The organism is Streptomyces sp. V3I8 (assembly GCF_030817535.1).
GTDB lineage: Bacteria > Actinomycetota > Actinomycetes > Streptomycetales > Streptomycetaceae > Streptomyces.
In genome coordinates, this window is sequence record NZ_JAUSZL010000002.1 from 8,652,811 (window position 1) to 8,674,951 (window position 22,141).

Here is a 22,141-nt window from a genome sequence, read left to right on the forward strand (position 1 = left end):
CTCCGGCGGGCGGTCGAACTCGGTGTGAACCGCATCGGCACCGCCGCGTTCCACTTCTCGGCGACGCGCTCCGGCGGCGAGCTGATCGACCGTGGGACCTTTCCCCCTCCCAATACTTGGCTAGCCACATAATCGGTGCTACGTTTTACGTGGCTGGCCACTTAATCGGGGTCGCCAGATCGGCTTATTAAGGGAGATCAGTTATGAAGGCCATCGTTTTCGACACGTTCGGCGGTACCGAGGTCCTGCACGAGGCGGAGATCGAGGTCCCTGAGCCCGGCCCCGGCCAGGTCCGCGTGCGGGTACAGGCGGTCGGCGTCAACCCGGTGGACGGGAAGATCCGTTCCGGGACCATGGAGGCCATCTTCCCCACCACGCTGCCCGCCGTCCCCGGCGGGGAGATCGCCGGGGTCGTCGACGCCCTCGGTGAAGGCGTCGACCTGTTCGAGGTGGGCGACGAGGTGCTGGGCTGGTCCGACACCGGCTCCTACGCCCAGTACGCCCTGGCCGACCCGGCCGTCCTCGCCCCCAAGCCGGCCGGCCTGGACTGGACGCACGCGGCCGCACTGCCGGTGGCGAGCGACGGCGCCGACCGGGTCCTGGACCTGCTGGACGTCAAAGCAGGCGAGACCCTGCTGATCCACGGCGCGTCCGGCGCGCTGGGCACCGTCGCCGTCCAGCTCGCCGTCGCCCGCGGCGCCCGTGTCATCGGCACCGCCGGCCCGGCCAACCAGGAGTACGTGGCCTCGCTCGGCGCCACCGCGCTGGTCTACGGACAGAACCTGGTCGAGCGGGTCCGCGCGCTCGCCCCGAACGGCGTGGACGCCGTGTTCGACGCCGCGGGCAAGGGCGCGCTGGAGGACTCCATCACCCTGCGCGGCACCACCGACCGCATCGTCACCACCGCCGACTTCCGGGCCCGCGAACTCGGCATCGTCTTCGCCGAGGGCCCGCAGCGGCGCTCGGCCGCCCGGCTGGCCGAACTCGCCCAGCAGGCCGCCGACGGCACACTGGCGATCACGGTCGGTGCGGCCTATCCGCTCGCCGCCGCGGCCGAGGCGCAGCAGGCCAGCGACGCCGGCCACAGCCGCGGAAAGCTCGTCCTGACCGTCGGCTGACCTCCACCGCGGGAGCCGGCCCTGTGCCTGCCGGCCGGCCCCCGCCCGTGTCTCCCCTGTGTCCCCCCGTACCGCTCCCGTACCGAAGGAAGTCCTCATGTCCACCACCGACTTGAACCCCCTGTGGCAGCCCGTCCGCGCCGGGGACATCCGACTGCCGCACCGGCTGGCCATGGCCCCGATGACGCGCGGCCGCAGCACCGCGGAAGGTGTACCGACCGAGCTGAACGCCGAGTACTACGCCCAGCGTGCCTCGAACGCGCTCATCATCACCGAGGGCACCCAGCCGTCCGCCGACGGGCAGGGCTACCTGCTGACGCCCGGTGTCCACAGCGAGGAACAGGTGGCCGGGTGGCGCAAGGTCACCGACGCGGTGCATGCCGCCGACGGGCGCATCGTCGTCCAGTTGATGCACGTCGGGCGCATCGCCCACCCCGACAACACCCCGCACGGACGGCAGCCGGTTGCACCCTCCCCGGTGCGCCCGGCGGGCATGATGTTCACCGCGTCCGGACCGCACGAGATGCCGCGGCCCCGGGCACTGTCCACGCAGGAGGTCGCCGCGACCGTCGAGGACCACCGCCGCGCCGCCGCGGGCGCGGTCGCAGCCGGCGCCGACGGCGTGGAGATCCACGGGGCCAACGGCTACCTCGTCCACCAGTTCCTCTCCTCCAACGCCAACGAGCGCACCGACCGCTACGGCGGTCCGGTCGACCACCGCATCCGCTTCGCCGTCGAGGTCGCCGCCGCCGTCGCCGACGAGATCGGCGCGGGCCGTACCGGCATCCGCCTGTCGCCCGGCAACCCGTACAACGACATCCGCGAGGACGACACACACGAGCTGTACCCGGCGCTGGTACGCGCCCTCGCACCGCTGGATCTGGCCTACCTGCACCTGGTCCACACAGGCGACGAGCAACTGCTGGACACCCTGCGGTCGCTGTGGCCGGGCACGCTGGTCCTGAACCGCGCGGGCGCCGACCTCCCCACCCGCGCCAAGGACATCGCCGACGGCCGGGCCGACCTCGTCACCGTCGGCGCGCAGGCGCTGGCCAACCCCGACCTGGTCGAGCGGGTACGCTCTGGAGCGCCGCTGAACACGCCGGACCCGGCCACCTTCTACAGCGGCGGCGAAACCGGGTACACCGACTACCCCACCCGCCACCATGCCTGAGGAGAAGCGATGAACGACCCCGCCTCCAGGCCCCCCGGCACGGCGCACGACGGTCGCCTCAGCTACGCCATCTTCCAACTCGCCCGCGCACACCGCGGCCACGCCGCCACCATGCTCCGCAGCATGAACCTGCACCCGGGACAGGAACTGCTGCTCATGCAGCTCTTCGACCGCGACGGCCAGACCCAGTCCGAACTCCTGGAAGCCGTCGGCCTCGACCACTCCACCGTCTCCAAGTCGCTGCGCCGCATGCAGGACGCCGGACTTCTCACCCGGGAACCCGCCGCACACGACCGGCGCGTCATGGTCGTCCACCTCACCGACGCCGGACGCGCCCTGCGCGAGCCCATCGCGGACATGTGGCGGACCCTGGAGGAGATCTCCGTACAGGGCCTGACGGCGGAGCAGATCGAGACGTTCACCACGACCGCGTACGCGATCGAGCAGTCGGTCAAGGACCGCGGTCAGCAGGTTCCGTCAGGCGAGTCCCGGCTGTGAGTTTCCTCGCCCGGTTCGGTCTCTGACGGGCACACCGGAATCGCCGGCACGGCTGGACGGCTGGACGGCTCAGACGCCGCCCACTCCGGTCACCGAGGCCGACGACCGCCAGGATCTGTCGAACCCGAACCCGAACCCGAACCCGAACTCGAACCCGAAGCCGATTTCGATCCCGAGTCGGCGTGGGAATCCTCGCGGGCCGGGATGGAGGTGCGGGTCAGGTCCTCGGAGATCCGCCAGATGCGTTCGGCGTCCTCCTCGCTGCGGAGCCGGGAGTAGACGGCCTGTTCGGCGGGCGCGCCCGACAGGTGCCCGAGGCCGCTGGGACCGTAGAGGCGGCCGCCGCGTGCGTCCGGCGAGGTGGCGGCCAGCAGGGCCGGGAGCAGCGCGGTCCCGACCGTCCCGAGGAGGCCGCCGCGGGCGAGCACGCGGATGGCACGCACCCCGGCGGTGTCCTTCGTCCGGCCGACCTCGGGGCGCGCGGCCAGGAGACTGGTGGGGGCGATGCCGGGGTGGGCGAGGTTGCTGGTGATTCCCCAGCCCCCGGCTCGGCTGCGTCGGTCCAGTTCGAGCCCGAACAGACCGAACGCGATCTTGGACTGGCTGTACGCCCGGCTGCCTCTGTAGGACCGTTCCCAGTTCAGGTCGTCCCAGTTGATGGCGTTCGCGTTCGCGTTCGCGCTGATGCTGATCTGCGAGGTCACGACCGCGTGTCCCGCGCGCAGGAGGGGCAACAGGTGTGCCACCAGGGCGAAGTGGCCCAGGTGGTTGCTGCCGAACTGCAGCTCGAACCCGTCTGCGGTGGTCTGCCGGCCCGGGGGAGTCATCACACCGGCGTTGTTGACGAGGATGTGGATCGGACGGTCCTCGCCGCGAAACATGGCTCCCAGCGCGGCGACCGAGCCCAGTGACGACAGGTCGAGCTCGCGCAGGGACAGGACCGCTTCCGGGTGCCGCTCTCTGATCTGCGCGACCGCTGCCTCACCCTTACGGGGGTTCCGGACGGGCATGACGACCTCGGCACCGGCAGCGGCGAGGCGGACCGCGAGGCCCAGTCCGACACCGTCGCTGGCGCCGGTGACCACGGCGCGTTTCCCCGAGAGGTCGGGAACCGTGATGTCCGGCTGTGTGCGTGCCATGTGCCGCTCCTGGTCGCTGGAAGGTGGATGCGGTCTCAGGTTGCGCCGAATCCACGGAGGTATCCACGGCCTGCCGATCCCAGGCCGGCCGGTCCGGGCTGCCTCGGCCCGAAGGGGGGATCGACAGGCCGAGGCAGCCGTCCGGCGCCGGTGGCAGGATGAAGGAGCGCTGAGACCAGGAGGAAGCAGCAGTGATCGATCGAGCCGGCCTCGCCGAGTTCCTACGCCGCCATCGGGAGTCGCTGCAACCTGAGGACGTCGGTCTGCCACGTGGGCAACGGCGCAGAACCGCCGGCCTGCGACGCGAGGAGGTCGCCACGCTCTGCCACATCTCCACCGACTACTACAGCCGACTTGAGCGGGAGCGCGGACCGCACCCCTCCGAGCAGATGATCACCTCGATCGCGCAGGGACTGCGGCTGTCCCTCGACGAACGCGACCACCTGTTCCGCCTCGCCGGGCACAACCCTCCGGCGAGGGGTGCGACCGGCGAACACATCGGTCCCGGCCTGCTCCGTATCTTCGACCGGCTCACCGACACCCCCGCCGAGATCGTCACCGAACTCGGCGAGACACTCCGGCAGACCCCGCTCGGCGTGGCACTCAACGGCGACACCACTCGATACAGCGGCCCGGCCCGCAGTATCGGCTACCGGTGGTTCACCGACCCGGCCGTCCGGTCCCTGTACCACCCCGACGACCACGCGCTGCACTCCCGCGTCTTCGCCGCCGGACTGCGCAGGACGGTCACGCTCCGCGTTCCCGGATCGCGGGCGGCTCACCTCATGGACCTCTTCCTCGCCCTGCGGACATCTCCGCACACATGACCACCGAGAGATGTGTCCCGTACCGCCTGACCGGACCCGAAGACATGCGACGGGCCGCGCGGTCGCGTCAGATCTGGTTCTCACCGCCGTCGACGTACAGGTTGGCGCCCATCATGTAGCTGCTGTCCGCGGAGGCGAGGAAGGCGACCGCCGCGGCGACCTCCTCCGGTCGTCCGATCCGGCCGATCGCGACCTCGGCGCCGAGTTTCGCCTTGAAGGCGGCCGCGTTCTCCTCGCCGACGAGTTCGGTGATGCCGGAGGTGTCGATCGGCCCGGGCGAGATCGCGTTGACACGAACGCCCCGGCTGCTGAGTTCGTTGGCCCAGGTCCGCGCGAAGGACCGGACGGCGGCCTTGGACGCCGCGTACGCGCCGAACGCCGGTGTGCCGTGGTCGGCGGCGCTGGAGGCGTTCAGGATCACCGAGGCTCCGTCGTTGAGGAGCGGCAGTGCCTTCTGCACGGTCAGCAGTGTTCCCTTGACGTTGACCGCGAAGACGCGGTCGAAGTCCTCGCCGGTGATCTGCTCCAGCGTCGCGAACGAGGCGGTGGCCGCGTTGGCGAACAGCACGTCCAGGCCCTGCCCGTGCTCGCGCACCGCGTCGTACAGGCGGTCCAGGTCGGCCGCGTCCGTGATGTCGCCCGGCACCGCGGTGACCGCGGAACCGATGGACTCCACCGCCTCCTTCAGCTCGGCCTCACGTCGCCCGGTGATGAACACGTGCGCCCCCTCGGCGACCAGCCGTGCGGCGGTGGCCCGGCCGATCCCTCGTGTCCCGCCGCCCGTGACGACGGCCGTCCTGCCTTCGAGTGTTCCCATGACGTGATCCCTCCATAGTTCTGTTCCGACCGGAACAGAATGAGACCGTAGCACTTCCGTTCCGCTCGGTACAGAAGGAGTATGATGCGAGGTGTGGAAGCTACGGGTAGGGCGCCGATCGGCCGGCCGCGAGGGTTCGACACCGAAGAGGCCCTGCAGCGGGCCATGGTCGTCTTCTGGGAACACGGCTACGACGGCGTCAGCCTGACCGATCTGACCCGCGCCATGGGAATCACCAAGACCAGCATGTACGCGGCCTTCGGCAACAAGGAGGACCTCTTCCGAAAGGCCCTGGAGCGCTACGCCGAGGGCCCCGCCTCCTACAGCGCCAGCGCACTGCGGGAGACCACCGCCAGGGACGTGGCCGCCGCCTACCTGGCCGGCTCCGTCCGGGCCTCCACCCAGGACGGCTGTCCCGCCGGCTGTCTCGGTGTCCAGGGCTTCCTGGCTGCGGGCCACCTCGGACCGAGCGCCGCTGACGCGCTCGCCGCATGGCGCAACGACAACCGGGCGCACCTTCGTGACCGCTTCCGGCGGGCCGTCGACGAAGGCGACCTGCCTGCCGGCACCGACCCGGACACCCTCGCCCGCTACCTCATGACCATGGCGAACGGCATCGCGGTCCAGGCGGCCACGGGCGCCACCCGCGACGAACTCCAGCGGGTCGCGGACGCCGCCCTCCACAACTGGCCACCCGCCTGAGCCGGACGGCGTCCTCGGCGCGACTCACGCGCGGCCCCGTGACGGGATCGGACGGTGAGGACGATCTTGCCCCGGAGGTGACCGCCGTCCCCACGGCGACTGGGCCGGGCCTCCGCCGGAGTGCCGCGTACCGTACCCTCTCGGTCGCGTCTGCGTCTGCGGCGGCGCCCGAACGCGGCCAGGCGCGCGGTCCCCGACCGTGCGCGGCGGAAACCGTGCTGACGGGAAGTCAGGTCGATTCGCGCACCACGAGTTCGTTCGGCATGATCACCGGGCTCGTGGGACCGCCGTCGATCAGGCTGAGCAGCAGGTGGACGGCGGCGGTCGCCTGGTCGGCCATCGGACTGCGCACCGAGGTGAGCGCGGGGCTGGTGTAGGACGCGGCTTCTATGTCGTCGAAGCCGACGACCGCCACGTCTTCGGGGACGCGTCGGCCCGCTCGATGGAGGGTGCGCAGGGCTCCGATCGCCATCAGGTCGTTGGCCGCGAACACGGCATCGAGGTCGGGATCGTCCTCCAGGAGCTGGTGCATGGCTTCGGCGCCGGAGACCCTGGTGAAGTCGCCCAGCGCCACGATGGAGCGACGGCCGGTGTCACGCAGCGTCCTGCGGTAGCCGTCGAGACGCTCACGCGCCTCGTAGAGTTCGAGCGGGCCGGTGATGGTGGCGATCCGGCGCCGGCCGCGCTCCAGGAGATGGTGCACGGCCAGTGCGGCTCCGCCGGCGTTGTCCAGGGCCACGTACGGGACGTCCTGTGCGGAGGTGCGGTTGAAGGACACGACGGGCAGCCCCTGCCGGGCCAGCGCGGCCGGCAGCGGATCCGTACCGTGCAGGGCGACCAGGAGCACGCCGTCCACATGCCCGCCGGCGATGTACTGCACCACTCTGGTCCGGCTCTGGTCCGATTCCGCGAGCATGAGCACGAGCCGCTTGCCCGCTGTCTCCAGCTCTCTGCTGACGGCGCGGACCACGGCGGAGAAGAGGGGATCGTCGGAGACGACCCCCTGAGGCGGGTCGGAGACCACCACGGCGAGGGTGTCCGTGCGGCGGGTGACGAGGTTGCGTGCCGCCCCGTTGGGCACGTAGCCCAGTTCGTCCACGGCCCGCATGACGACGTCCCGGATCTGCGGGGCGACCGTCGTCTCGCCGTTGATGACGCGGGAGACGCTTGATTTGGACACGCCCGCCCGGGCGGCGACCACTTCGAGAGTGGGACGTTTCATGCCCGTCCGTCCCCTGTGTCGCCGCCCTGGTTCGTGCGCGGCGAGGGTTTTCTCATCGGGTCGACCTCCGGCTCTGCGTCATGGCGATGCAAGCAGCGTATCCGCAGGCCGGGGCGGCACGAGCATGCCCAGGAGCACGTCTCCTCTCGCGCCCCCCACGTGACCTTCGGCATGCGGTGGAGGCTGTGAGAGACCGCTCCCTCCATGTGTCTCAGGTATTACGGCGTTGTTTTTTCGAGGTGAAAGGGCTCTTGACAGCGACTTCCAGTCGCTCCATCCTCCCCTTCAGGGAGCGCTCCCTCACCTCCCCCCACTTGAGGAGTCGCCCGTGCAACCGCCGCTGCGCCGCTTCGGTTTATTCCTTGCCCTCGTGGCCTCACTGCTCGCCTTCATCGCTCTTCCCGCTCCTGCCGCTCAGGCGGCGGAGGTCCTGCTCTCCCAGGGAAAGACCGCCACAGCCTCGAGCACCGAGGGAGTCTTCAGCGCCCGGAGCGCCGTCGACGGCGACCCCGGGACGCGGTGGTCCAGCGCCTTCGCCGATCCGCAGTGGATACAGGTCGACCTCGGGGCGAGTGCCGAGATCAGCCGGGTCGTCCTCAACTGGGAAGCCGCCTACGGCACCGCGTTCAGGATCGAGACATCGGCCGACGCGCAGAGGTGGACCGTCGTCCACCAGACGGCCACGGGTACGGGCGGCACCCAGAGTCTGGCCGTCTCCGGCACCGGCCGCTATGTGCGCATGTACGGCACGCAGCGCGCCACCGCCTACGGCTACTCGCTGTGGGAGTTCCAGGTGTACGGCACCGCCGGCGGTTCTGGTGGTGACACCGGCAGACTGCTCTCCTACGGCAGGCCGGGCGCGGCTTCTTCCTCCCAGAGCGACCAGAACTGCTGGGAGTGCACGCCGACCAGGGCTTTCGACCGGGATCCGGCCTCCCGCTGGGCCACGAGCCCCACCACGGGATGGACCGATCCGGGCTGGATCTCCATCGATCTCGGCGCGACGGCACAGATCGACAAGGTCGTCCTGCAGTGGGATCCCGCCTACGCCAAGTCCTTCCAGATCCAGGTCTCGCCGAACGGAACCGACTGGACGCCGATCTATTCGACCACGTCCGGCACGGGCTTCAAGCAGACGCTGGCCGTCTCCGGCACCGGCCGCTATGTGCGCATGTACGGCACGCAGCGCGCCACCGCCTACGGCTACTCGCTGTGGGAGTTCCAGGTGTACGGCACCGGTGGCGATCCGATACCCGCTCCGCCCCTGCCGAGTGACCCCGCGAATCCGCCACGACTGGTGTGGAGCGACGATTTCGACGGTGCCGCGGGCAGCAGGCCCGACTCCTCGAAGTGGAGGGCCGATCCGGGCACCGGGCCGAACAACGAGCTGGAGTACTACACCGACCATCGCAACGCCGCACTGGACGGGTCGGGGCACCTGGTGATGGAGGCACGCAAGGAGGCCACCGCGGGATCGTCGTGCCCGAGCGACCCGCTGAGCGGCAGCACCACCTGCCAGTACACCTCGGCGCGGATGAACACCGGCGCGACGTTCCAGTTCACCTACGGGCGCGTCGAAGCACGCATCAAGGTGCCCAAGGGCAACGGTCTGTGGCCCGCGTTCTGGATGATGGGCGCCGACTTCCTGACGGGCCGGCCGTGGCCGTACAACGGCGAGGTCGACATCATGGAAATCCTCGGCAAGGACGTGAAGACCGCCTACTCGACCGTCCACGCGCCCGCCTACAACGGCGGAGGCGGAATCGGCGCGCCGTACACACTGCCCGGGAACGCCGACTACTCCGACGACTTCCACACCTGGGTCGCCGACTGGAACAGCAAGGGCATCACCTACAGCCTGGACGGCCGGACCGTCTTCTCCCTCGACAAGGACCAGGTGGAGCAGACACGCGGACCGTGGATCTTCGACCACCCCCACTACATGATCCTCAACCTGGCGGTCGGAGGTGACTGGCCGGGCCCGACAGACGCCAGTACCCCCTTCCCCGCCAAGATGATCGTCGACCACGTGCGGGTCTACCAGTAGCCCCCGACGCTCGTCCCGTCGCCCCTGACGCTCGTCCCCGTCATCCCCGATGCCCGTGAGGAAGTGAGATGCGCAGACATCCCGTCCATCTGTACACACTGTTGGTGAGCGCTCTGGTGGTCGTGCTGACCGCTGCCCTGAGCCTGACCGTCTCGGCCCCGAAGGCGCAGGCCGCGACGGTCACCGTCCAGGCCGAATCCTATGCAGCCCAGTCGGGCGTCGCGCTGGAGGCGACCGCGGACACCGGAGGCGGACAGAACGCCGCGTTCCTCGCCGACGGCGACTGGATGCGCTTCGACAACGTCGACCTCGGCGTGGCCGGCCGGATGACGGTGTCGGCCCGGATCGCTTCCGCGGTCGGCTCGGGCACCGTGGAACTGCGTACCACCAGCGCGACCGGACCGCTGCTCGCCGTCGTACCGGTCTCCCCGACCGGCGGCTGGCAGAACTGGGCGACCCGGGCCACCGAGGTCACCACCCACCCCACCGGCGCACAGACGGTGTTCGCCGTGCTGCGCGGCACGACACCGGGCGACTTCGTCAACATCAACTGGTTCTCCTTCGTCGGCGAGGGGGGCGGCGCGGAGGCCGGGTGGGTCCCCGTCGACCAGGCCAAGTGGAACGCCCAGCTGACGCAGTTCCGCGCGATGACGCCGGCCGCGGTGCCCGCCGGTGTGGTCCGCGTCCCGGAGTTCAACGCCACCTGCACCTACAGTCACTCCAAGCCGGACGACCCCATCGTCCTGCCGGGCCTTCCCGGCGCGTCCCACATGCACAGCTTCTTCGGCAACAAGAGCACCGACGCGTTCTCCACGACCCAGTCGCTGCTGGCCAACGTGCCGACCAGCTGCACCCCTGCCAACGACCTCTCGGCGTACTGGATCCCCACCCTCTACGAGGGCGACAGGGCCGTCGAACCCGAAGGCATGATCGTCTACTACGGCTCCCGGCTCTCCGACCCCTCGGCGACCGTGCCGTTCCCGCAGGGGTTCCGCATGATCGCGGGTAGCGCCAAGACACAGACGCCCACCCCGGCGGGCTCACCGGGCCAGTTCTGGTGCGCGGGCGAGGGCGGTGAGATCGGCCGCAGCGCCGACGGCAACTGGCCGCGCTGCGCGCCGAAAGCCCACCTCACCCACCAGCTCGTCTTCCCCGACTGCTGGGACGGCAAGAACCTCGACAGTCCCGACCACAAGTCGCACGTGGCGTTCACCTACGACGGCAAGTGCAGCGGCGCCTACCCCGTCGCCATCCCCAACCTCTCCTTCGTCACCAGTTACCCGACCAGCGGCAGCACCGAAGGCTTCCGGCTGGCCTCGGGCATGGCATCGTCCATCCACGGTGACTTCTTCAACGCCTGGGACAACGCCGCTCTCGGGCACCGCGTGAAGGACTGCCTCACCCAGAAGGCCAAATGCAACTCCGCCGGCACGTTCTGACCCTGTGGTCGGCATGCGCCGTGGTCATGGCGCTGTCGGCTGTCGGCTGCACCGCGCAGCCGGCAGCCGGTACGCCGCCGACAGCCGGCGCGTCGCAGGCATCGGCCTTCAACGCGACCGACACCGCCTGGATCCTGTTGATGATCCCCATGACCGAGCGTGCGCGGGCCCTGACCGATCTGGCACCCTCCCGCACGGCGGACCCGGCCCTGACGGCGGTGGCGGCGAAGACCGGAGCGAAACTGCGCCAGGACCTGCGCCGCCTGCGTGCCGTGCTGCGGCTCTCGGGCGTCCCCGACACCCATCCCCACGAAGGGCACGACATGCCGGGCATGGTCAGCCCCGGCACCCTGGAGAAGGCGGCCGGCACGAACGGCCGTACGTTCGACCGTATCCTCACCGACGCGCTGCGCGCCCACCTCGCACAGTCCCGGATGCTCTGCGCCGGCGAGCGCACCCAGGGCCGGGCCGGCAAGGCGAAGGAACTGGCCGCGGCCATCGCGAAGAACACCGCCGAACAGAACTCCTGGCTGGACGGACTGCGCCCGGCGCAGCCCGCCGAGCCCGGCGCAGAGACCACCCGCAGCGGTGGAGGCGAGCTCCACGAGGGGAGGGCATCCCGAACGGTCGCGGCGTCATGGGCAGTTCGGCCCGGACGGCGCTGACGTCCCTCTGCTGTACGGCGTGACGCGGGTGAGCCCTCCGGACCGGCCGGACCGGGCTCACCCGCGGCGCGACCGCTCGGTCATGTCGCCGAGGCCGACCGTGTCCTCCGTTGTCCCCGGCACCGTGATCGGCGCGCCGCCGTGAAACCGTTGGTGCAGCCGGGTCAGCGGGCGGCGAGAGCCGTACGGAGGGTGCTGACGGCCAGGCCGATGGCGGCCTCCGCACCGTGGGTCTCGCGCAGCGCGTTGAGCATCACGAAGTCGTGGATGACGCCCTGGAAACGCACGGCGGTGACGGGGACGCCGGCTTCGCGGAGCTTGTTGGCGTACGCCTCGCCCTCGTCGCGCAGGACGTCGGCCTCACCGGTGACGACCAGGGCCGGGGGCAGGCCGGTGAGCTGCTCGGTGGTGGCGCGCAGCGGGGAGGCGGTGATCTCGGCGCGCTGCTTCTCGTCGGTCGTGTACTGGTCCCAGAACCACTGCATGCCGTCGCGGCGCAGGAAGTAGCCCTCGGCGAACTGGTGGTAGGAGCCGGTGTCGAAGGAGGCGTCGGTGACCGGGTAGAACAACACCTGCTGGACGAGCGCCACGTCACCGCGCTCCTTGGCCATCAGGGTCAGGGCCGCGGTCATGTTGCCGCCGACCGAGTCGCCCGCCACCGCCAGCCGGCCGCCGTCCAGTTCCTTGGACGCGCCCTGCTCGACGATCCAGCGGGCGACCGTGTAGTTCTGCTCGATGGCCACGGGGTAGCGGGCCTCGGGGGAGAGGTCGTACTCCGGGAAGACCACGGCGGCGCCCGCACCGACGGCGAGCTCGCGCACGAGCCGGTCATGGGTGTGCGCGTTGCCGAACACCCAGCCCGCACCGTGGATGTAGAGGATCACCGGCAGCGGTCCCCCGGCACCGGCGGGCCGGACGATCCGTACGCGGACGCTGCCCGTGGGGCCGCCGGAGACGGTGATCCACTCCTCGTCCACCGCCGGCTTGTCGATCTCGCCGGACTGGACCTCGTCGACGGCCTTGCGGCCCTCGGCGGGCGCCAGGTCGAACAGGTACGGAGGATTCGCGGTCGCCTCGGCGAAGGCGGCTGCCGCCGGCTCGAGTACGGGTACCACGGGTTCCACGGCGTCGGACATGTGTATCTCCTGGGCGGATCAAGAAGGTGGCCCCGCCGACGGACATCCCGGCGGGTGTACGGGGCGGCGGCGCTGAGCCCGCTCGGTCCCGGTTCCCACCCTAGGAGGGGCCGCGGAGACAGGTTGTCCGTCGGCGCACCGGCTCTGACCTGGCAGTGCACGGGGCGAGGACGGGGCTGGGACGGGACGCCCGTGCTCCCGGTCCCCGGACGCCGAGCGGCCGGCGCCGGGAGGGCTTGCCGCCGTGCACAGGAGAGCCCGCCGCCGTGCACGAGGAGAACGGTCCTCGTGCACGCAGGGAGCGGAATCGGACGCACGACACGCCTACCGTGGACGACATCGCCACCGGCACCACCCCTTCCGGTCCCTCCGCCGGCACGGGGCGGGCGTGCCGGACGGGGGACCGCTCAAAGGCCGCGGAGGCCGTCGAGCCGTTCGCGTGCCTCCGTGACGGCCCGCGGGTCGGCGTCGGCGTCCAGGGTCAGCACACGGGCGTAGACGTCCCGGGCCTCCGCCGGTCGCCCGGCATCGATCAGCACGCCGCCCAGATCGATCAGCCGACGGCTCTCCAGCGAGGTGTTGCCCGTGTCGTGACACATGCGGACCGCCGTCCACAGATGGACGAGAGCGTCGTCCCACTGTTTCAACTGGGCATACGCCACTCCCATGTTGGAGTGCAGTTCGAACCGGGTGATGTCGGCGACGTGCGGGTTGACACGGTCTCCCGCCTGCCACAGGAAGGCATGGGTGCGCCGGTAGGACACCAGGGCCTCCTCGGACTTTCCCTGTGCCATCAGACTCAGGGCGTGGCTGTGCATGCACTGGAGACTGCCGTGCACATCCCCTGCGGCCTCGAAGAGTTCGGCGGCCCTGACGATGTCCTTGCCGGACGTCACATGGTCACCGATCTTGCGGAAGGCCCAGGCGCGGTACTGGTGCGCCCACGCCTCCTGCTGCAGGTCACCCGCGCGCCGCGCGGCGGCGAGGGCCTGATCGGCACGGGCGACGCTGTCGTGGAGCCGCCCTTCGCACACGAGGAGCGCCCAGGCGTGGTAGTTGAGCTGGGTGGCTTCGAGCAGGGGATCTCCCAGCGCGTGCGCGGACCCGGCGGCGATGCCGAAGACCTCCGGCCAGTGCACCCAGGAGATCCACTGGTCGGAGAACCAGTGCAGCGCCTCGGCCACCTCCACCACCACGGCGTGCTCACCGGCCGTGGCGGCCCTGCGCAGCGCCGCGAGCCAGTTGGCGCCCTCGTCCTTCAGCCAGCGGCGGGCGAGGTCGGCCGAGGAGAGGTCGACCGTCCCCTGCCAGCCGGAGGGGAGAGCTCCGTGATCGGGCTCGAACCAGCGGCCGGCCACGATCGTGGTCCGCAACAGCCAGTCGTCCAGTGCGGCCGCCGCCCGGTCGACGGCCTCGGCGTTCTCGTCGGCCACGAGGCGGGTACGCGCGAACAGGCACAGCAGGTCGTGCAGCCGGTAGCGCTCCCCGTCCGAGCCCAGCAACCCCGCCTCGACCAGCTCTTCCAGGGTGTCCTCGGCGTCGAACATCTCCTGTCCGGTCAACCGGGCGGCCCCGGCGGTCCCGACGTCCGGACCCGCGATCAGCGAGAGCCGTCGGAACATCCGGGCCGCCGTGGGGGTGAGCTGGCGGTAGGAGAGGTCGAAGGCGGCGGAGACCCCGATGTCTCCGGTGGACAGCGCGTCCAGCCGGCGGTCCTCCAGCGCCAGGCGGTCGGCGAGCCTGCGTACGGACCAGCCCGTGCGGGTGGCCAGCCAGCTGCCCGCCACCCGCAGGGCCAGCGGCAGGTGTCCGCAGAGCCGGGCCACCTCCGCGAGCGAGGCGGGGTCCGCCACCGCCCGTTCGGCTCCGACCAGACCGGTCAGGAAGGCCGCTGCCTCCGTCGGCGTCAGCTCGCCCAGCGGGAGCCGGTACACGCTCTCCAGGCCCGTGAGCATGCGCCGGCTGGTCACCACCACCATTCCCGCGCCGGCGCCCGGCAGCAGCGGGCGTACCTGTCCCTCGTCGCGGGCGTTGTCCAGCACGAGCAGGCAGCGTCGTTCGGCCAGCAGCTGCCGGTACAGGCCGGGGTGCCCCTGCGGCCCCGTCCTCGCCAGGTCGCGGTCCGCCACCTGGAGAGCCTTGAGGACGATGAGCATCAGCTCGGCCGGTCCCGGCGGTTCCTCGTCCATGCCCCGCAGGTCGACCACCAGCTGCCCGTCGGGGAACCGGCCCGCCAGCTCCCGCGCCGCATGCAGCGCGAGGGTGGTCTTTCCCGTTCCGGGCGGTCCGGAGACCGCCACGGCCACCTGGCCCGGGTCCTTCGCGGTGCTGAGCCGGGCCGCGGCCGTCTCCGCGAGTTCGGTGAGGGACGCCATCTCCCGGGTCCGGCCCACGAAGTCGACGATGCCCCGGGGGAGGGCCCGTACCCCGGCGGGGGCGTAACCCGTGCTGCGCCCGGCTCTGGCGGTGGCCAGCAGCCGCTCCCGTTCGGCGTCGCCCAGCCCCAGTCCGTCCGCGAGCGCCGCGACCGTCCGCCGCTGCGGCGCGGTCCGCCGTCCACGCTCGAGATCTCCGATGCCCCGGACGCTGACCCCCGACGCCTCGGCGAGCCCTTCCAGGGTCAGGGAAGCGGCGACTCGCAGCTCGCGCAGCGCGACTCCGAACGCTTCACCGGCACCGGTCACTCCATGCTCCTCGCTCGACGTGCTCCCGTCGCTGCACCGAGCACGGTCACCGGAATTCTAGACACCGGAGGTACGCAGGCCACAGCCGGTCCGGACGTCCTTGCGCGCCCGGCGCCGGGGCACTCCTCGTCGGGCAGTGCGCTGGGGGAAACGGTCCGGTGCGCTGACCGGAAAGTCCGTGGCCGGGACCGGCATAACGTGGCTCCGAGGGGCGCTGGAGCCGCTGGAGGCGTTGCTGTATCGGCCCGTCCCCGGTGGGCGCACGGATGAATGGATGAACGGATGAACGGAAACCCTGTGCACCGGCTACTGAGCGACGCCGCTCGCACCCCGGTCCCGGCGAAGAACGGCCGGCACGGTCCGCTGCCGCTGGCTCCGGTGCTGGTCACAGCATCGGCTGCACCGGCAGCAGCGATCCGTGGACGGTCGGCAGCCGACGCCGCCGGGATACGGCTGTCGTCGTGAAGCCCGCCGGCGCCTCGGCCTGGGCCCCGCTGGCCTCCGGTGTCTTCCGCGCGCTCTGGATCGCCCAGCTGGTGTCCAACACCGGCACCTGGATGCAGACGGTGGGGGCCCAGTGGATCCTCGTGGGCCACAGCGCGGCGCTGGTGACGCTCGTACAGACCGCCTCCAGCCTTCCGGTCGTCCTGCTCGCCCTGCCCTCCGGCGTGCTGGCCGACCGCTACGACCGCCGCTCGGTGCTGGTGGCCGCCCAGCTCGCCATGCTGGCCGTGGCGACGGTGTTGACGGTATGCGCGTTCGAGGACGCGCTCTCCGCGCCGCTGCTGCTGTGCCTGACCTTCCTGCTGGGCTGTGGCACCGCCCTGATGGGGCCGGCCTGGCAGGCCGTTCAGCCGGAGCTGGTCGAACACGACCAGCTGGGAGCGGCCGCCGCGCTGGGTGCCGTCAACATGAATCTGGCGCGCGCCGTCGGCCCGGCCCTGGGAGGAGCCCTGGTGGCGGCGGCCGGAGCGGGCTGGGTCTTCGCCTTCAACGCCGTGTCGTACCTCGGCATCACCGTCGTCCTGCTGCGGTGGGAACGACCGCGCGAACAACGGCCCGTCGGCGGAGAGACGCTTCTGGCGGCCGTACACGCCGGCCGGCGCTATGTCTGGCACGCACCCGGCGTACGCCGGGTCCTGCTGCGTACGGTCCTGTTCATCCCCGGTGGTGCCGCTCTGTGGTCACTGCTGCCCCTGGTGGCGAGCCACTCCCTGGGACTCGGCTCGGGCGGGTACGGGCTTCTGCTGGGTGCGGTCGGGCTCGGAGCGGTGAGCGGCGCATTCGCTCTGCCCGTGCTCCGGCGGGTGCTGGGGGCCAACGGCATCCTCGCCGCCGGAGCGGCTCTCTTCGCGGCCACCCTCGCGGTGCTGGCGGTGACCCGCTCCCCGTGGATGGCGGCCGCCGCGCTGCTGCCCGCGGGCCTTGCCTGGATCGGCGTGCTGTCCACCTTGAACGCGGCGGTCCAGCAGCGGCTGCCCGGGTGGGTCAGAGCCCGCGGACTCGCCTTCTACCTGGTGGTCTTCCAAGGCGGACAGGCCCTGACGGCACCTCTGTGGGGCGCCCTCGCCGACGGCCCGGGACTGGCCGTCGCGTTGCTCACCGGCGCAGGACTGCTGCTGGCCGCCGCCGTGAGTGTGCGCCGGTGGCCGCTGCGCGGAACGGACGGCATCGACCCGACCCTCTCCGACCACTGGCCCTCGCCGCCCCTGGTGTTCGTACCGGGACCGGCCGACGGCCCCGTGCTCGTCTCCCTCACCTACCGGGTGGCCCCCGGCGAGCGGGCGGCCTTCACCGACTGCATGCGGCAGCTCGCCCGGTCCCGGCGCCGAACGGGCGCGCTCACCTGGGGCCTGTACCAGGACGGCCGGGATCCCGGCCGCTTCACCGAGAACTATCTGGTCGCCTCCTGGTCGGAGCATCTGGCCCAGCATCACAGCCGGCTCACGGCCACCGACCGCACCGTGGAGGAGCGTGCACGCCGGCTTCTCGCACCGGGCACGTCCCCCGAGGTGATGCACGCCTTCGACGCATCCGCCGGGCCTGTGGTCACCGTCACCGCGGACCGGGAAGGGGCGGGAACGGCGGAACCGTAGACCGACCTCCCTCCACCGCTGTGCCGCGTTTCTGCCTGCCTTCTGCCTGGAGTGCCGGACGCCGGACTGCTTGGCTGGTCGCAGCGGAGAACCGGGCCGCACCGTCGCTGCCCGGGCCCGTCGCGAGGACACCTTCCGCGACGGGACATCCGCACTTGCCCGGGTACGGCCGTCGCCTCTTCGAGGTGCCGAGCATCCGCCAGGTCCGTGCGGGCACGGGTGTCCGAGGTCTCCGCCGGTGTTGCACGGATGAGAGGAGAGCCGGATGAGTCCGGTGCTGACGACCGCTTTGGTGCCCGACGGACACAGACTCGCCTACTGGCGCCAGGCGGTCGAACAGGCGCTGGTGCCCGTGACCATCGCTCCGCGCGGCGATCGCCCTTTCGAAGGGCGCATCGTCACCCACCGTGTGGGAGCCCTGCGGGTCTCGGCCGTCGAAGCCGACGCGTACCGCGTCAGCCGGACGGCGGCTCACATCGCCCGCTCCCCGGAGCCGCTCGTGGCCATCGCCCTGCAGATGTCGGGTACGACGGTGCTCACCCAGGACGGCCGGCAGGTCGCCGCGAACCCCGGTGACCTTTTCGTCTGGGACACGACACGCCCGTACTCCCTGGACTTCCCCGAGCGCTTCTGCGCCCGCGTCGTCCACATGCCGCGCCACATGCTGGGGCTGCCGGACGAGGATCTTCGCCGCGTCGCCGGAACCGTGTTCCCCACGGACCGGGGATGTGCCGCGGTCCTGATGCCGCTGCTCGCCACGGTCGTCGCATCGGCGCACGCGTTCTCCCCGGCTGCCGCGAGCGGTCTGGCCAACGGTCTGACCGACGTGTTCACCGCACTGGTCGCCGAACGCACCGAGGACACGGCGACGGACGCCGGGAACACGCGGAATCACCTGGTGCAACGCGTCCGTGACCACATCGACGAGAACCTGGCCGATCCGGCTCTGTCACCGGAATCCGTCGCGAAGGCGAACCACATATCGGTGCGCTACCTGCACCGGCTCTTCGAGGGCGAAGGCGTCACCGTCAGCAGGCTCATCCAGCGGCGCAGACTGGAGGAGTGCGCACGTGAACTGACCCGCGGCGGACGGACCGTACCCACCGTCTCGTCCATCGCCCAGCGCTGGGGATTCGTCAACCCCACCCACTTCAGCCGCGTCTTCCGGGGGGTCTACGGCCTCCCGCCCCGCGAATGGCGCACCATGCGGCTGGCGACCGGGGAGACCGACACCCGGCCTGCGCCTACCGTCCTCGTACGCCCTCCCCGGCTTCCTGAGACCCCCGCACAGCCGACCCCCGCGGGCCGCCTGCCGCGCCTGTCCCATGAGTACGGCAACCGCTTCGGACCGCTCGCGGCACTCGACTGCGCCGGTACGGACGTGACACCGCTCAGCATCTGAGCGGTGTCACGCCGTGGCGTCACGTACGTACGTGAACACGTACGTACGTGCTGAACGGGCCCCGGCCGGCAGCCGTGCTCCCGGGGCATGCGAGCGCCGTGAGGGCCGGTTGGGGAACTACTTGACGACGGCCTTGACGGCTTCTTCGATGAAGGCGACGACCTCTTCGGGGTGGGCCAGCATGACCAGGTGCGAGGAGTCGACCTCGATGGTGGTCATGCCGGCGCGCTTGTAGCCGAAGCGCTCGACGTCGGGGTTGATGGTGCGGTCGGACGAGGAGACCAGGCCGAAGGACGGCTTGGTCTTCCAGGCGGCGGCCGGGGCGGCGTCGGCGAAGGCCTGAGCCGCGAGGGGGCGCTGGGAGACGGCGAGGACGGCCGCGACCCCGGGGTCGACGTCGGCGGCGAAGATGGCGGGGAACTTCTCGACGTCCACCGACACATCGGTGCCGGGGGTCTGCGCCCCCTCGATGGGGAACGGGGTGTACACGAGGGCCGCGGCGAGGTCGGAGTCGGGGAATCGGCCCTGGAGTTCGCCGAGGCTCTCGCCTTCCTCGAGGGCGTAACCGGACAGGTAGACCAGCGCCTTCACGTTCTCCTCCGCACCCGCGACCGTGATCACGGCGCCGCCGTAGGAGTGGCCGACGAGAACGACCGGGCCGTCGATCTGGCGGATGACCGAGGCGATGTAGGCGGAGTCGCCGATCAGGCTGCGGTTGGGCACCGCCGGAGCGACGACCTTCAGGCCGCGCTCGAGCAGGGCGGGGATGACGCTGCTGAAGCTGGAGGCGTCGGCGAACGCACCGTGCACCAGTACGACGGTCGGGGTCTCGGAGGGGGACATGACGGGGCTCATTTCTGTGGCGTGGTGAAAAGTGCGGCTTTGCACCGGAGGTACGTGGGCAAACCTAGGGTGCGTGCGCCCCCACCGCTTTGCTCTCTGCGCCCGACCGTGGTCCGCGAGCGCACTGGTCCACGAGCGCACCGGTCCGGACGGTGCCGGGTCGCGTGGCCGCGACCCGGCAGTCTTCCGTCGGGATCAGGTCGTGGTCGACGGTTCCTCGCGGAGGGCGTCGACCACCGCGCGCTCCAGGACCGCCGACGCGTGAGTCAAGGTGCCCTTCTTGCCCCGTGTGGTGTTCCTGACGAGATAACTCCGTTCACCCAGGTACTCCAGAGTGGTCGAGTCGAAGATCCAGGCGGTGCGTTCACCGGTCCGGGTGTTGTCGCGGGCGACGCCGACGCCGTGCCGCCCGGCCGCGTCCACCGCGTCGGAGTCCTCGGTCACGCCGGGGATCTTCGCCGCGGCCTTGTAGAGGGCGGCCGCGGTCCTCGGTGGCATCACCGTCTCCCGCAGCAGTTCGCCGATGGCGTCGAAGGCGTCCTGGTCCTGGTCCCGGTCCTCGGCCGGGGTGTCGCGCGAGTCCTGGTCCCGGACGATCTCGCTGCCGAGCCGCCGGAGCAGGGCGTCGGGGTCGGTGGGCAGCGAGGCCAGCCACGTGTATGTCGGCCGGCTGAGGCCCGCCGGAACGCCGACGGCGGTCTCGCCGTCCGGTACCCCGACCGTGATCGGGAAGTACGAGCCGTCCTCGTGGATCAGTCCGACATCGATCACCGGCTTCGCCTTCTGCGCCATCCAGACCTCACGCTCGCGGGGCCCGGTCAATTTCACGGGACCACCGAAATCACCGTCGTTCTGGGTCTGCAGCGTCTTGACGTACACGAACTGGTCCTCGTCGACCGCCTGTTCGCCGCTCTTCCCGGCGACCGAGGCGATCCGGTCGAGCAGCACGGCCGCGCCACGCGCTGCCGTGGTCCGGGAACCCGTGCCCGAGGTCGACGGCGCCGGAGCACCGTCCTGGCCGGTAACGGCGAGCGTGGTCAGCAGCACCCCGCCCAGGGCCAGACCGGCGGCGGGCAGCAGGACGGCGGGGCGCAGGAGGCGAGGACGGGGCCGAGGGCGGGGGCCGGGGCTGGGGTGTGCGGCGGAGCGGTCGCCGTCCTGGTCGATCAGACGCATCAAGGTGTCCTTGTGGTGGAGATGACGCCCCAGGGGCAGGTCCCGTTCGGCCGGGGCCGGCAACAGCCGGGCCAGTTCCTCGCGTTCGGCCCGCTCGGAGCCGGAGGTACGGTCGTTCATCGGGCTTCCTCCTGGATGGGCAGGGCCACGAACGCGGCCCTGCTCTCTACCTCTCCGCGGCCGGGGCGGGGTTCCCGGCCGGACCGGACCGTTTCTCCGGGACGTGTTTCCCGCGCGGAGCCGTCCGGCGGCCGGCCGAGTTCCCCGTCGGTGAGCCGGTGCAGCCGAGTGCGGGCACGGGACAGCCGCGACCGCACGGTGCCCACCGGGATGCCCAGAGCCTCGGCGGCCTCGGCGTAGTCCAGCCCGGACCAGACGCACAGGACCAGCACTTCGCGTTCCTGGCGGCGGAGTCCGCCCAGTGCCTGCCGGACCGCGGCGAGCCGCCGTGCGTCGTCGACGCGCCCGGCCGTGGCGTCCGCGATGTCCGCCACCGGTTCAGGGGCCGGGCGGCGGGCCAGGAAGGCCAGCCGCCGCCCGATACCGCGGTTGGCGTTGCGTACCTTGTTGGTGGCGATCCCGAGCAGCCACGGCCGCAGCGAGTCGCCCTCCGGCTCGACGGTGTGACGGGTGCGCCAGGCCGTCAGGAAGGTGTCGGACAACACCTCCTCGGCCGTCGACCAGTCGCCCGACAGCCGGTAGGCGTGGTTGTAGACCGCCCGCGCGTACTCCTCGTAGAGCGCGGCGAACGCCTCGTGGTCGCCCGCCCTGATCCGTGCGCGCATGCGCTTCCGATCTTCCTGTTCATCACATCTCACACCACGTACCTCTCCGGCAGCGCCGAGGGGTTCCGGTGACCCGCGCCACATCGCGCGGTCACTGGTACCGGGCGGTCCGACCGTCGACGGCCGGCGCCCCGGCACCCCGGAGACCTGTCGGCCCGCGGTCGACCGGTCGGACTCCGTCAACTCGCATTTCGGGTAGGACCCCTCCGGCATCGTGCCGTGCAGCCGGTCGGTGAGCCACTCGGCCGGCGACTGACCGAGCGAGGCCAGGGCATGCTCCGCGCAGCAGACAGTGGGGTCCCGGTCCCACATCTGCCCGTCGGCCGTCCTGAAGCCGATCAGCGCCCACATCGCACAGCCCCGGTCCATGA

The 22,141-nt window shown here is 71.2% G+C and carries 17 protein-coding genes and 1 pseudogene; 10 read left to right on the forward strand and 8 right to left on the reverse strand.

Translation table 11 applies throughout. The features are described from left to right. The first annotated feature begins 203 nt into the window (after positions 1–203). The 3 genes from QFZ75_RS38170 to QFZ75_RS38180 all read left to right on the forward strand — a co-directional run bounded on the left by QFZ75_RS38170 (position 204) and on the right by QFZ75_RS38180 (position 2,790). Positions 204–1,118, forward strand: coding sequence for an NADP-dependent oxidoreductase (locus tag QFZ75_RS38170; protein ID WP_307544001.1), 915 nt, complete (start codon positions 204–206; stop codon positions 1,116–1,118). A gap of 97 nt (positions 1,119–1,215) precedes the next feature. Then, complete coding sequence (locus QFZ75_RS38175; RefSeq protein ID WP_307544002.1) at positions 1,216–2,292, forward strand: alkene reductase; 1,077 nt, start codon at positions 1,216–1,218, stop codon at positions 2,290–2,292. Between the two features lie 9 nt (positions 2,293–2,301). Next, positions 2,302–2,790, forward strand: coding sequence for a MarR family winged helix-turn-helix transcriptional regulator (locus QFZ75_RS38180; protein WP_307544003.1), 489 nt, complete (start codon positions 2,302–2,304; stop codon positions 2,788–2,790). A gap of 89 nt (positions 2,791–2,879) precedes the next feature. On the opposite strand, the gene QFZ75_RS38185 is transcribed toward QFZ75_RS38180, so the two are convergent. Beyond that, entirely contained in the window at positions 2,880–3,929 is a 1,050-nt protein-coding gene (locus QFZ75_RS38185; RefSeq protein ID WP_307544004.1) for an SDR family oxidoreductase, read from the reverse strand. A 191-nt stretch (positions 3,930–4,120) separates the two neighbouring features. On the opposite strand from QFZ75_RS38185, the pseudogene QFZ75_RS38190 reads away from it, so the two are divergent. Further along, a pseudogene (locus QFZ75_RS38190) lies at positions 4,121–4,732 on the forward strand (helix-turn-helix domain-containing protein); the annotation flags it as partial. A 91-nt stretch (positions 4,733–4,823) separates the two neighbouring features. On the opposite strand, the gene QFZ75_RS38195 reads toward QFZ75_RS38190, so the two are convergent. Beyond that, the gene (locus tag QFZ75_RS38195) at positions 4,824–5,573 is read right to left on the reverse strand and encodes an SDR family NAD(P)-dependent oxidoreductase (protein WP_307544005.1); all 750 of its coding nucleotides are present in this window, start codon (positions 5,571–5,573) and stop codon (positions 4,824–4,826) included. Between the two features lie 84 nt (positions 5,574–5,657). Between QFZ75_RS38195 and QFZ75_RS38200 the strand changes: the two genes are divergently transcribed. After that, positions 5,658–6,275 (forward strand): TetR/AcrR family transcriptional regulator, encoded by a 618-nt coding sequence (locus QFZ75_RS38200; protein ID WP_373466082.1) that lies wholly within the window; start codon positions 5,658–5,660, stop codon positions 6,273–6,275. A 229-nt stretch (positions 6,276–6,504) separates the two neighbouring features. On the opposite strand, the gene QFZ75_RS38205 is transcribed toward QFZ75_RS38200, so the two are convergent. Continuing rightward, positions 6,505–7,497 (reverse strand): LacI family DNA-binding transcriptional regulator, encoded by a 993-nt coding sequence (locus QFZ75_RS38205; RefSeq protein ID WP_307544007.1) that lies wholly within the window; start codon positions 7,495–7,497, stop codon positions 6,505–6,507. A 328-nt stretch (positions 7,498–7,825) separates the two neighbouring features. Between QFZ75_RS38205 and QFZ75_RS38210 the strand changes: the two genes are divergently transcribed. From QFZ75_RS38210 to QFZ75_RS38220, 3 genes are all read left to right on the forward strand, one after another. Then, the gene (locus tag QFZ75_RS38210; protein WP_373466007.1) at positions 7,826–9,544 is read left to right on the forward strand and encodes a discoidin domain-containing protein; all 1,719 of its coding nucleotides are present in this window, start codon (positions 7,826–7,828) and stop codon (positions 9,542–9,544) included. Between the two features lie 68 nt (positions 9,545–9,612). Continuing rightward, positions 9,613–10,983 (forward strand): DUF1996 domain-containing protein, encoded by a 1,371-nt coding sequence (locus QFZ75_RS38215; RefSeq protein ID WP_307544008.1) that lies wholly within the window; start codon positions 9,613–9,615, stop codon positions 10,981–10,983. Between the two features lie 26 nt (positions 10,984–11,009). Then, complete coding sequence (locus QFZ75_RS38220; RefSeq protein WP_307544009.1) at positions 11,010–11,648, forward strand: DUF305 domain-containing protein; 639 nt, start codon at positions 11,010–11,012, stop codon at positions 11,646–11,648. A gap of 164 nt (positions 11,649–11,812) precedes the next feature. On the opposite strand, the gene QFZ75_RS38225 is transcribed toward QFZ75_RS38220, so the two are convergent. Together QFZ75_RS38225 and QFZ75_RS38230 are read right to left on the reverse strand one after the other, a co-directional pair. Then, positions 11,813–12,784 carry an alpha/beta hydrolase gene (locus QFZ75_RS38225; protein ID WP_307544010.1) on the reverse strand — a complete coding sequence of 324 codons (972 nt, stop codon included), beginning with the start codon at positions 12,782–12,784 and terminating at the stop codon, positions 11,813–11,815. Between the two features lie 407 nt (positions 12,785–13,191). Next, entirely contained in the window at positions 13,192–15,468 is a 2,277-nt protein-coding gene (locus tag QFZ75_RS38230; RefSeq protein WP_307544011.1) for a helix-turn-helix domain-containing protein, read from the reverse strand. A 461-nt stretch (positions 15,469–15,929) separates the two neighbouring features. Between QFZ75_RS38230 and QFZ75_RS38235 the strand changes: the two genes are divergently transcribed. Next, a complete protein-coding gene (locus tag QFZ75_RS38235) occupies positions 15,930–17,564 on the forward strand; it encodes an MFS transporter (RefSeq protein ID WP_307544012.1) in 1,635 nt (544 codons plus the stop codon). Positions 17,565–17,829: 265 nt separating this feature from the next. Continuing rightward, the gene (locus tag QFZ75_RS38240; RefSeq protein WP_307544013.1) at positions 17,830–18,966 is read left to right on the forward strand and encodes a helix-turn-helix domain-containing protein; all 1,137 of its coding nucleotides are present in this window, start codon (positions 17,830–17,832) and stop codon (positions 18,964–18,966) included. 117 nt (positions 18,967–19,083) lie between these two features. On the opposite strand, the gene QFZ75_RS38245 is transcribed toward QFZ75_RS38240, so the two are convergent. The 3 genes from QFZ75_RS38245 to QFZ75_RS38255 all read right to left on the reverse strand — a co-directional run bounded on the left by QFZ75_RS38245 (position 19,084) and on the right by QFZ75_RS38255 (position 21,770). After that, positions 19,084–19,809 carry an alpha/beta fold hydrolase gene (locus QFZ75_RS38245; protein WP_307544014.1) on the reverse strand — a complete coding sequence of 242 codons (726 nt, stop codon included), beginning with the start codon at positions 19,807–19,809 and terminating at the stop codon, positions 19,084–19,086. Positions 19,810–20,004: 195 nt separating this feature from the next. After that, complete coding sequence (locus tag QFZ75_RS38250; protein ID WP_307544015.1) at positions 20,005–21,105, reverse strand: CU044_5270 family protein; 1,101 nt, start codon at positions 21,103–21,105, stop codon at positions 20,005–20,007. Continuing rightward, on the reverse strand, positions 21,102–21,770 hold the full coding sequence (locus tag QFZ75_RS38255; RefSeq protein ID WP_307544016.1) for an RNA polymerase sigma factor: 669 nt from the start codon (positions 21,768–21,770) through the stop codon (positions 21,102–21,104). The genes QFZ75_RS38250 and QFZ75_RS38255 overlap by 4 nt, the downstream gene beginning before the upstream one ends. Positions 21,771–22,141 lie beyond the last annotated feature (371 nt).